The organism is Thermodesulfovibrionales bacterium, assembly GCA_035622735.1.
Taxonomy (GTDB): Bacteria; Nitrospirota; Thermodesulfovibrionia; order Thermodesulfovibrionales; family UBA9159; genus DASPUT01.
The window spans coordinates 1-7,714 of record DASPUT010000085.1 but is presented as its reverse complement, the minus strand read 5'-3'; the positions used below and the strand labels follow the sequence as shown (position 1 = coordinate 7,714).

Sequence of the window (7,714 nt, the reverse complement as noted above, 5' to 3'; positions counted from 1 at the left end):
GAGCTATCTTCAGCTACCAAAACTACCGCTTTCATTTAGACCTGAAATAAGGGTCTTGCCGCCTAATATCAAGGATAGAGAATAGAAATCCGCTCTTGACAAGAAACAGGATAAAGCCTATCCTATTTACAGGAGGTGAGGAAATCGAAACATTCGGTTTGCCTGTGTGAAAGGTTCGACCGGCTAAGCCGAAAGGAGGTTCGGTATGGAAACGAAGGCATCGGTAAAGAGCACGATCTACGCGAAGGATATAATGTATCCGAGGCTCAGTCTGCCTTTCCAGGAGCAGGGCAAAGAGCTGCTCAACAAGCTGTTGGTTCCTTATCCTGCTCTCCCGGTGGTAAACGGCAACCTTGAGGTCATCGGCATCATTTCCGAATACGACATCCTCGACGCATTGAATGAGGGGAGAATGATAGAAGACTTCACAGCAGAGTCGATTATGAAATGCGGACATCTGGGCCATACGGATGTGTGCGAAACTCCTCTCACGGTAACGACGACTGCCTCGCTTGAAGAAGTCATGGACATTCTCTACAGAGAAAGATTCTCGATACTTCCCGTCGTTGAGAATAGAAAACTCGTGGGGCTGATTACCCGGAAGACGATCATTAACGTCCTCGCGGAAGGTCGTTACAGGCCTGAACATGAATCCGGAGCTTACGCAAAGGCTGCCTGATAGAGGGATCATTTTTGCGGCTCTCTTTTGCGCGATCCCCTGAAGTGATTTGAAAGCGCAGGTCAGGCTGCGTATTTTTTGTCTTGCCTTTTAGCCTCGGTCGAGAGGCGCAAACCCTCTTCGCAGGGTATTTTCCGAGATGCTCCGCGAATTCGTGAACTGCAAAAGGTAATCCGGCCCTCCGGCCTTCGACCCGACTCCGGACATCCCGAACCCTCCGAAGGGCTGTCTTCCGACAAGAGCGCCCGTAATCCTCCTGTTGAGATAGAGGTTCCCCACCCTGAATTCGTCCTTGACCTTCCCTATATGAGTCGGACTCCTCGAGAAGAGTCCTCCGGTCAGCGCGTATCGGGTATTGTTGGCGATGATGATCGCGTCGTCGATATCTTTCGACTTCATAACCACGAGTACCGGACCGAAAATCTCCTCCTGCGCCACTGCTGAATCGGGGGCGACGTGAAGGAGGAGAGCGGGCCCGATGAAATATCCAGCCCCATCAGGCTTATCGAAAAGGACCGCCTGTCCCTCTCTCTTCCCTGCTTCGATATACTCCTCTATCTTCTTTAATGCCTTGTCATCAATTACCGGTCCCGCGAAAGTGCCCGGCAATTCAGATGGCCCTATGCGGATGCTCTCGATCGCATCTTTCAGTCTCCCACAGAACTCTTCATAGACCGGTTCAGCCACGATGACCCGCGAGCAGGCAGAGCATTTCTGCCCCTGATAACCGAGGGACGACTCTACAACGCCTTTCACCGCTTCATCAAGATCTGCGGTCTCGTCAACGATAATGGCGTTCTTCCCTCCCATCTCAGCGATAACTCTCTTTATGTTTTTTTGCAGCTGGTGGGTCTCGGCCGCGTGACGCAATATCCCCAATCCTACATCGCGGGATCCCGTGAATGCTACAAAGTCAATCTCCGGATGCTTCACGAGGAAATCACCGACTTCTTCTCCCGAGCCGGGAAGGAATTGCAGGACACCGGGCGGAAGTCCCGTCAGCATGAATATCTCTGCAAGTTTCGAACCGGTAACGGCCGAAAGACCGGAGGGTTTGAAGATTACGCAGTTTCCGGTAACGATCGCCGCAGATGCCATGCCCGTTGGTATCGCAAGCGGGAAGTTCCACGGCGAGATCACGACTCCGACCCCGCGCGGTTCATAGCGGTATTCGTTTTCCTCTCCCGGATAGTTTCCGAGATGCTGAGGTGTCCCGAGACGCATCATCTCCCTGCCGTAATATTCGAGGTAATCGATCGCCTCAACGACATCGGCATCAGCATCTCTCCATGTCTTTCCGACCTCATATACCTCAAGGGCCGCAAGCTCAAATCTCTTTTCCCTCATCAGACTAGCGGCCTTGAAAAGATATGCGGCCCGGGTGCCGGGTCGGACCTTCTTCCAGAAATCCCATGCCTTTCTTGCGACCCTCAAAGCCTTTTCCGCGTTCTCCCGCGAGGCCGACGACACCCTGCCGACGATTTCGGAGGGGCGAGAAGGGTTCAGTGACAGAGTTTCTTTTTCTGTCCAAACTTCTCTATCACCGATACGGATCGGGTATTTCTTGTTGAAGTCACCTCGAACCTTCTTAAGAGCCTCCTTCATTCCGATCCTGTTTGCGGCGACAGAGAAATCCGTGGGCGGCTCATTCTGAAATCTGTCGCCGATTGGTTCTTCCTCGGGAGCATTCTTCCCTGGGTTCGGTGCTCTCATCATCTCTTCAAAGGGCATCTTCCCACTGAAAAAATTTCTCAGGAAAGAGGTATTCGAGGTATTTTCGAGAAGCCTCCGCACCAGGTACGCCATTCCCGGGATGAGTTCCCCCACCGGCGTGTAAACCCTCACCCTCTTCCGCATCCGTCCAAGTGTCTTTCTTATCGGATCACCCATGCCGTAGAGCATCTGGAACTCGAAGGACCCTTCGGGCAGTTTCAGAGACTCGGCAACGGCTAACGCGTTGCTTATACTCCTGATGTTGTGAGTAGCTATGGCAGTGCGTATCCATTCTGAATTTGCGAGGAGCAAACCCGTGAGTTCTTCAAAATTCGAATCGGTCTCTTCCTTATCGAGAAATACTGGCACGGGCCACCCTTTCTGGCGGTTTGTCACGATCTCGTAATCCCAATAGGCCCCCTTCACGAGGCGAATGGTTATCCGTCTCCTCATCGCTTTTGCCCACTCAAGGAGCTGTGAGAAGTCCTTTCTTGCATCTTTGATATACGCCTGTAGGGCTATCCCGATGAAGGGATAGTCTCTAAACTCTTCGGCGACGCTCTTAAAGACGGCAAGGGTGAGGTCCTTATAGTAGTAGTGTTCCATATCGAAGCAGACGGACGCCCCGAGTTGCTTCGCCTTTTCGATCACCGGTCGCAGACCTTCTTCCACCTCTTCAATAGAGCCTTCCCAGTCAAGGGGATCGAGCTGTGAATAGAAGGAAGAAATCTTAAACGAGATATCGAGACGCGGGATAGGTCCCTTGTCGTCTTCCTCGAGGAGCCTGTTCTCCTTCCAGCTCCCGACCTCGGGAACGAGGACGTTCAGGATCTCCAGATACCTTTCCCCGTATCCCCGTGCTTCCCTATCGCTCACCACCACCTCGCCGAGGAGGTCAACGCTGCAAGCAAGACCCCCTTCCCAGAGTGTCTTTACGGCATGCAATGCAGCCTTCGGCTCCTTCTCTGCAATAAATTCTCTCGCAAGGCCTTCTATGCCTGAGCGTATCACTTTTGCCTCGATGGAGGGGAATATCCCCTTCGCCGGGAGGTGCCCGAGAACCTCCCGAATCATCGCCGGAGTTTCTTCGCCGTCTGCAAAATACTCTTTGAGCAATCTCACAACAAGGTCATCGGTCTTGAGGGACGGGAGGAGATCGATATATCTGAAGAGGTTGAATCTGAACGTCTCGTCCTTCATCGTCCAATCCATGAGTCTGCCTATCCAGCCCCTTTTGTCGAAGATGGAAGGGACTTCATCAATGGCGGAATGGAGCTGAAGGCCTATTTCCCTTATTCTTTTTTCTAAATCCTGATCTCCCATGGCTTATCGTCATCATTATATTACAGAACGGAAGGGAATGATATGAGGCAGAGGGCCCTGATAAGCTGCCATCAGTAATGCCTGATCGGTACCCGCAGAGCGGTCACCTTCCGAAAGCATTTAACCTATTTCTCTGCTAAAATGGTGAAGATCATGAACGGCAATTTGCAGGTCAAGAGATGCAGTTCATCAGACGAGTTCTGCCAGGACGATGGCTCATGAAGAAGTGCCCCTACTGCGCTGAAGAGATTCAAGACGCTGCGATAAAGTGTAAACACTGCGGCGAGTTTCTTGACGAGTCCTTTGAGTCGGATCGTAAAGAAGACGCAGTCAAATGGTATTTCCGAAAATCCTTTATTGTCATTTCGCTCCTCTGTGTGGGGCCTCTGGCGCTGCCGCTTATCTGGTGGCGTCCCAATACGAAGCGAGGCTGGAAGATTGGACTCACCATCGTGATCCTTGTGCTCAGTTGGATATTGTTCCAAGTAACTGTCGAATCTTTCCGAAAGATAACGGAATATTACAGGCTGCTTAACGCAATGTAGCGAGTGGGAATGAAACAGATCAAAAGAAAATTTCTTCCTGAACTCATGCTTTTCAAAATATTGAAAATACTTTAAGTTATTATTGGAAATCACCACGGGAATATGTTGTGGTGAGGCTTATAATGGAAATGAAAATATTATCGATAAGTATTATTCTTTGGTTTTCGATTATGTTCGGGTCCTTTGTACACGGGGATACTAAGGACGGAGACGGGATTAACAGGCTTGAGTCGCTATTTGTAATTCCTCAATCTTCCTTGGTGGTTGGTAACTGCGCTACAGAACCTGCCGGAAGCATAAGGTTTTGGTCACTGGAAGATGGAAAGCTGAAGCATGTAATTAAGCTTGACGTTAGAGAATGGGCTCACTCCTTAACAATTAGCCATGATGGAAATTCAATTGTAGTTTCTTTGCTCAAAAGTAATGAAATAGGTTGCTATTCTATTAAAGACAAGAAATGGCTCTGGAAGACTAAATGGATAGAAAAGAGTGTTACTGGTAACAGCATCCAATTTACGGCAGACGACCGACGGGTTATTGTCTTAGGCTTTAAAAACTCAGTTCAGTTTGATGCAAGAACCGGGAGCATTTTGAAGAAACGTGAAGATGCTTCGAGATTCAGTGGTGGACATTCTCTTGGTAGCGTGCCATTAATGACTTTGAGTTCGAGCGGTAGATATGCGGCTGTTTGGCAGGGAAGACTCGAACATAATGAATGGTCGCCTAAAGCTGTTTTTGAGAATAAGTGGGCAGTTATATGGGATCTAGAAGAAAGCAAGATCATTGCAGACGTGGGAGGAAAAGTTACACGTTATAAGAACTGTGGAGGGACTTTTGATCCTACGGGAAAGTATTTGCTTCTTGGTTCTATGGATGGGCACATCCGCGTCTGGGCTATAGCAGATCAGACAATGGTCAAAGAGTGGCAAGTGTATTCGAGTGAGAGGAAGACTCCTTTTGATAGTGATGCTGCACCCTATGCTATAAGTTCAATGATCTTCTCATCTGATGGCCGTCTCCTTGCTACAATGGGCTCTGATAAAGTTCCGAGCACTGCGAATATAAAAATATGGGATTACTCAAACAACAAACTTGTCCATGAGTTTGATGATGTAACGAGAATAATGGGACTATGCAATGTATACCCTATGGCGTTCGGTCCAGAGGGGAAGACTTTTGCCTTTGAAAAGAAAGGGCAGCTTTGTGTTTATGAAACTGGCACGTGGAAAGAAGAATGGTGTGTTGATTCTTGGCCAGAGGGTAAAAAGGGCATCGATGAGAGAGAGTAAACAGAAAGATGATTTCTTTTGGAAATCCACAGTAGGTTTGATTCGTAATAACTTTCGATTCGTCGGTGAAGTCGAGTCGCAGGTCATTTGTCCGGCCTGCGAGGGCTATGGATTGTAAGGTGGAGGAAACAGCCCCTTTCTTCTCACTTATCGATATGAGCCTTCTGGAGCCTGCCGCTGAAGTCCCGGTAGACTACCTTCCACTTCGTGAACATATCGAGTGCCCCGCCCCGTCCGCCGAGGTCCCTGCTGCCTATGCCGCTCTTCTTTGTCCCGCCGAAGGGCAGCTGAATCTCCGCTCCGATAGTCGAGGCATTGACATAAACGATACCCGTATCAAGCTCTCTCTCGGCGATGGCAGCCTTGTTGATATCCTGCGTGTAGATGGAGGCCACAAGACCGTATGCCGTGCCATTGACGATGGATAGGGCATCTTCCAGATCCCTCGCCTTCATCACGCAGACGACAGGCCCAAATATCTCCTCTTGCGCGATCCTCATGTGAGGCAGGACGTCAGTGAATATGGCAGGCTCGACGAAGTAGCCCTTCGCGCATTCTCCTTCCCTGTATACCTTCCCGCCGGTGGCAAGGGTAGTTCCTTCTCCCTTCCCTATCTCGATGTATCTGAGTACTTTCTGGACCTGGGCTTCGTTCGTCAACGGACCGACATCAGTCTCTCTGCTGAGACCGTTGCCGATCTTCAGTTTCGATGCGGCAGTCTTGAAGAGATCGAAAAATCTCTCATAAATCTTTTCGTGGACGACTAAACGACTCGCCGAGGTGCACCTCTGTCCTGTTGTTCCGAAGCCGGACCAGACCGCGCCTTCGACGGCGAGTTCGAGACGGGCATCGTCCATGACGATGATCGCGTTTTTGCCTCCCATCTCGCAGGAGACCTTTTTCCCGAGTTCCGTGCATCTCGCGGCGAGCCTCGTACCCACCTCGGTAGAACCGGTGAAGGAGAGAGCATCTACCTCGTGGTGAGTCGCAAGATATTCGCCGGTCTCTTCTCCCCTGCCGTGTAAGATATTCAAGACGCCTGCTGGGAGGCCTGCTTCGAGGAGGATTTCACCGAGCTTTGTCGCACATGCCGCGGTATAACTGCTGGGTTTGAGGACGACGGTATTCCCGGAGACGAGCGCAGGCATCATTTTCCATGCAGGGATGGCCACGGGGAAATTCCATGGCGTTATCACGGCACAAACGCCGACAGGAACCCTGACGGACTTGCAGTCTTTCTCCGGAAGCTCTGAAGGGACCGTCTCGCCGGAAAGCCTCCTTCCCTCGCCTGCCATGTAATAGGTAGTCGCGATTGCCGACTGGACATCGCCGAGAGCCTCGGGCAGGACCTTTCCCATCTCCCGGGTCACGAGCTCCCCCAATTCCTGTTTTCTCCTTGTCAGTATTTCCGCGGCCCTGAAGAGTATATCACCCCTCTTCGGTCCAGGGATGAGCCTCCATGTCTTGAACGCGTTCCGCGCTGCTTTTAGGGCCCTGTCTATATCTGCGTGCGTTGATTTGGCGACCAACCCTAACTTCTCACCGGTGTCGGCGGGGTTAATGCTTTCAAAGGTCTCTCCTGAGGAGGCATCTTCCCATTTCCCGTCAATGAGGTTCTTTATCATTTCTGCCAAGAGACCACCCCTCTATTCCCTGACTTCCTTTGCCTTGTGATCCTTCTATCAAGGCTTCGACAGAGTTACCATATCTTAAAGAAATGGTAACACATATTTATCGCTCATCCAACAAGGCAGCTTTTGCGTTTTGTAAATGGCTTATGAAACTCGCTGCGCGTGATATAATGAAGAAAAGTTGGAGGGAGGATGGTCGAGGAGATTCTGAAAACCTTTCTTGGACGGAACAAGTCGAAAGAAATCTTTCTTGAACATGACGTGAAAGGGCTTCTAAAGGAGGTTGGGATTCCTATCCCGAAGGGAGTATTCATGGGAGGAGGTCCCGAAATTCCGTCTTTGCGTGATCTGCGGTTTCCGCTCGTCGCAAAGGTCTCTTCATCCTCGATCGCATCGAAGAGCGACATCAAGGGAGTCAGGCTAGGCTTGAATAGCATGCAGGACGTGGAGAATGCCGTGTCGGAGCTTCTGAAGATTGAGGGTGTGGAAGGGGTGCTCATCGAGGAGATGGCGGAGCAGGGACGGGAGGTCATT

Annotated in this window: 6 protein-coding genes; 4 read left to right on the top strand and 2 right to left on the bottom strand. The window is 50.5% G+C overall.

Translation table 11 applies throughout. The annotated features are described in order from the left end of the window. Positions 1-205 precede the first annotated feature (205 nt). Entirely contained in the window at positions 206-679 is a 474-nt protein-coding gene (locus VEI96_04790) for a CBS domain-containing protein (GenBank protein HXX57296.1), read from the top strand. Between the two features lie 90 nt (positions 680-769). Here VEI96_04790 and pruA read toward each other — a convergent pair whose 3' ends face one another. Further along, complete coding sequence (gene pruA / locus VEI96_04785) at positions 770-3,715, bottom strand: L-glutamate gamma-semialdehyde dehydrogenase (protein HXX57295.1); 2,946 nt, start codon at positions 3,713-3,715, stop codon at positions 770-772. A gap of 218 nt (positions 3,716-3,933) precedes the next feature. Here pruA and VEI96_04780 point away from each other — a divergent pair, with 218 nt between their 5' ends. Further along, on the top strand, positions 3,934-4,260 hold the full coding sequence (locus tag VEI96_04780) for a zinc ribbon domain-containing protein (GenBank protein HXX57294.1): 327 nt from the start codon (positions 3,934-3,936) through the stop codon (positions 4,258-4,260). Between the two features lie 122 nt (positions 4,261-4,382). Further along, positions 4,383-5,549: a WD40 repeat domain-containing protein gene (locus VEI96_04775; GenBank protein HXX57293.1), complete on the top strand. Its 1,167-nt coding sequence runs from the start codon at positions 4,383-4,385 to the stop codon at positions 5,547-5,549. A gap of 143 nt (positions 5,550-5,692) precedes the next feature. Here the strand turns inward: VEI96_04775 and VEI96_04770 are convergent, their stop codons facing one another. Then, positions 5,693-7,174 (bottom strand): aldehyde dehydrogenase family protein, encoded by a 1,482-nt coding sequence (locus VEI96_04770; GenBank protein HXX57292.1) that lies wholly within the window; start codon positions 7,172-7,174, stop codon positions 5,693-5,695. A 198-nt stretch (positions 7,175-7,372) separates the two neighbouring features. On the opposite strand from VEI96_04770, the gene VEI96_04765 reads away from it, so the two are divergent. Beyond that, positions 7,373-7,714: acetate--CoA ligase family protein (locus VEI96_04765; GenBank protein HXX57291.1), on the top strand; the 342-nt coding region annotated here is incomplete at its 3' end.